Origin of the sequence: Cedecea sp. P7760 (assembly GCF_013386425.1) — a bacterium.
GTDB classification, from domain to species: Bacteria; Pseudomonadota; Gammaproteobacteria; order Enterobacterales; family Enterobacteriaceae; genus Cedecea; species Cedecea selenatireducens.
In genome coordinates this window covers 1-2,911 of record NZ_JACARU010000102.1, presented here as the reverse complement: position 1 = coordinate 2,911, position 2,911 = coordinate 1, and the positions used below count along the sequence as shown (strand labels likewise).

Annotated in this window: 2 protein-coding genes; one reads left to right on the top strand and one right to left on the bottom strand. The window is 55.5% G+C overall.

Translation table 11 applies throughout. The features are described 5' to 3' along the window. Window positions 1–110: 110 nt before the first annotated feature. Window positions 111–1,352 (bottom strand): DUF1479 domain-containing protein, encoded by a 1,242-nt coding sequence (locus tag HX778_RS24725; RefSeq protein WP_038480495.1) that lies wholly within the window; start codon window positions 1,350–1,352, stop codon window positions 111–113. 241 nt (window positions 1,353–1,593) lie between these two features. Here HX778_RS24725 and alaC point away from each other — a divergent pair, with 241 nt between their 5' ends. Continuing rightward, on the top strand, window positions 1,594–2,826 hold the full coding sequence (gene alaC / locus HX778_RS24720) for an alanine transaminase (RefSeq protein WP_038480498.1): 1,233 nt from the start codon (window positions 1,594–1,596) through the stop codon (window positions 2,824–2,826). Window positions 2,827–2,911 lie beyond the last annotated feature (85 nt).

The window sequence follows — 2,911 nt, the reverse complement described above, 5'->3', positions numbered from 1 at the left end:
GTTCTGTGGTGACATATGAAACAGGACTGGAAGTGAACGGAACCTTAGCCAGGCGTGCATAATCGTCGATGTTTATGACTAAGTGACAACTCTGGCAGCATGAGGAGCAATCACTTCCCGCCAAGCTGCTCCTTCCCGGCGGCGGTCAAATCCTGCATGGTCGCGCGGCCAACAAAATCCACCTCAAAATCGTCGGCAGCGAAATCCGGCGGCGTCTTCCCTTCGATAAAGGCTTCCCACTGGCGCGGCAGGTACTCTGCGTTCTTCTCGCACCACGGCGCGGCGGCGATGTACATCACGTTGCTGTCGAACTCGCCGAGGTGCTCGTTCTCAACGGCATGAATCACATCGCAGTGCCAGAAAACGGTATCGCCCGGTTCCATATCGGGAATTGAGGAAATCCCAGTCAGTAAAAGGGGATGCCACTCTTTGTTAATGGATAATGCTCTGCCGGGCTTTGCTTCGCACAACGATTCTTCTGGCACATCATCCTGCAGCGCGCGCAGCAGGATCCAGGCCATGGCGTTGGCGACAGGCAGCAAATTCAGCGTACCGCCGTGCTTGCGCTGCGGGGTGAGTGCCGTCCAGCCCTGAAAAGTACGGAACATCGAACAGACGGCGGGAGACGGAAACTCCCTGACTTCAGTACGCCCTTCGGCGGCAAACGGATCGTAATCCTGCCACTGGCCGGAAAACACGTGGCGATAGACGTGACGGAAGTTTTCGTCCAGCCAGCGCTCAACCGAGCCGCCGTCAACGTGTGGGGAAAGCCCGAGCGAGCTTGAGCGAGGCGGGCGACGACGGGTACGGTCCGCGTAAGAAACGACCCGGTTTGGATCGAAATGCTGCCTGCCGCTGCTTTCTGTTTGCCAGAGATTATTGAGGAACACCTGCACCGCTTTCATGCGTTCGTGCTGGCGGGCTTCGGTCTGTGGCTTAGACCAGTAAATGCCGTAAATTTGCGGCTTACTGTCAGCAAGTGTGCCGAAATAGTTATCTTCTGCCGCATTTTTCAGGCGCTCGACAAAGTGGTTACGTTGCAGATAATTGCCGATTTCTTCATTCCATGCGGTGGCCTGTTCCTGCGGGAAAACGCCCCGCACCGTACAACAGCCGCGCTGGCGGATCAGCGCTTTTTGCTGCTCGCTGACGCGGCCGTGCAGAATGTCGTCGGCCTCGAGCTGAGGAACAGGGTTCTCACCCCGATCCATTTCAGCGCGGATCGTCTCGATCTGTTGACGAATATTGGCCTCAAGTTCGGCGAAAACCGACTGATAATCAGGCAGATCGTGGCGCAGCTTTTGTTTTATCTCACGGATAGCTTTTGGCAGATCGTTTATGTCCAGGTGCATAGGTGGCTCCATCATTCAGAGGGTAGGTTACTGAGTTGTTGCTACCTGGTTAATGTATGCCTGGTTTGGAAAATGAAATAGAGATGACTTTCATTCGAAACTTCCCGTTTTATGTCACGGAAAAAATATTTTCACTTCCCCCTCGACAGGCGATTTTTATTCAGGCTATTTTCAAAACAGGCCACATCGCGTGGCAGCGTCGCTCGGACGGTCCGGGCGCTCACGTTACTCTGAGGAATTTATGGCTGACTCCAGTCCAAAACGTCGTTTTTCGCGTATCGATCGCTTGCCCCCTTACGTTTTTAATATCACCGCCGAACTGAAAATGGCTGCGCGACGCCGCGGCGAAGACATTATCGATTTCAGCATGGGCAACCCGGATGGGGCGACGCCGCCGCACATCGTTGAGAAGCTTTGCACCGTGGCCCAGCGTGAAGACACGCACGGTTATTCCACCTCGCGAGGGATCCCACGCCTGCGCCGCGCCATTTCTCGCTGGTACAAAGATCGTTACGACGTGGACATCGACCCGGAAAGCGAAGCTATTGTGACCATCGGCTCGAAAGAAGGGCTGGCACACCTGATGCTGGCGACGCTGGATCACGGTGACACCGTGCTGGTGCCGAACCCAAGCTACCCGATTCATATTTATGGCGCGGTCATCGCGGGGGCGCAGGTTCGCTCGGTGCCGCTGGTGGAAGGCGTGGACTTCTTTGCCGAGCTGGAACGCGCGATTCGTGAAAGCTACCCGAAACCAAAGATGATGATCCTGGGCTTCCCGTCTAACCCAACGGCGCAGTGCGTGGAGCTGGAGTTTTTCGAAAAAGTGGTCGCGCTGGCGAAGCAGTACGACGTGCTGGTCATTCACGATCTGGCCTACGCCGACATTGTTTATGACGGCTGGAAGGCACCTTCTATTATGGAAGTGCCCGGCGCACGCGACGTGGCGGTTGAGTTCTTCACGCTGTCAAAAAGCTACAATATGGCGGGCTGGCGCATCGGCTTTATGGTGGGTAACCAGGAGCTGGTAAGCGCGCTGGCGCGCATCAAGAGTTACCACGATTACGGCACCTTCACGCCGCTGCAGGTTGCGGCGATTGCTGCCCTTGAAGGCGACCAGCAGTGCGTGCGCGATATCGCAGAGCAGTACAAGCGCCGCCGCGATGTGTTGGTAAAAGGCCTGCATGAAGCCGGTTGGATGGTGGAATGCCCGAAAGCATCGATGTATGTGTGGGCAAAAATTCCGGAACAGTACGCGGCCATGGGCTCGCTGGAGTTTGCTAAAAAGCTGCTGCAGGAGGCAAAAGTTTGCGTGTCGCCGGGGATTGGTTTTGGCGATTACGGCGACACTCACGTTCGCTTCGCGCTGATTGAAAACCGGGATCGTATTCGCCAGGCGGTACGCGGCATTAAAGCGATGTTCCGCGCCGATGGCCTACTGCCGCCGTTGCCGAAAAACGTCACTGAAAGCTAAAACGAAAACAGGAGCCTTTTGGCTCCTGAGACTGCTGACAAAGTTCATTGTTCTAAAAAAGTCCGAACCCGGGTCTAATAAAAAT